The sequence below is a fragment of the Gordonia sp. UBA5067 genome (assembly GCF_002414845.1).
In the GTDB taxonomy this organism is placed as follows: Bacteria; Actinomycetota; Actinomycetes; order Mycobacteriales; family Mycobacteriaceae; genus Gordonia; species Gordonia defluvii.
Genome location: NZ_DIAX01000074.1, coordinates 1 through 446, shown reverse-complemented (window position 1 = coordinate 446; position 446 = coordinate 1). Strand labels below are relative to the sequence as shown.

Here is a 446-nt window from a genome sequence, read left to right as displayed (position 1 = left end):
GCCGGGCTGATGTGGTCGGTGGTCACCGAATCGCCCAGCAGCGCCAGCACGCGCGCACCCTTGATGTCGGACACCGGCGACGGCTCAAGCGTCATCCCGTCGAAGTAGGGCGCCTTGCGCACATACGTCGACTTGTCGTCCCAGGCGAAGGTGTCGCCGTCGGGGGTCGACAGGCTCCGCCAACGCTCGTCACCCTTGAAGACGTCGGCGTAAGAACTGCGGAACATGTCCTCGTTGATCGCTGCCTTGATCGTGTCGTCGATCTCCTGCGCCGAGGGCCAGATGTCCTTCAGGAAGACATCGTTGCCCTCGGTGTCGGTGCCCAGTGGCTCCGATTCGAAGTCGAAGTCCATTGTGCCGGCCAACGCGTACGCGATCACCAATGGCGGACTGGCCAGGTAGTTCATCTTCACGTCGGGGGAGATGCGGCCCTCGAAGTTGCGGTT

At 63.2% G+C, this 446-nt stretch carries 1 protein-coding gene; it reads right to left on the bottom strand.

What is annotated here, in order from left to right; all coding sequences use genetic code 11:
• Positions 1-446 (bottom strand): aconitase family protein (locus B4M62_RS12410; protein ID WP_290713372.1); only part of this gene is annotated, 446 nt, incomplete at both ends.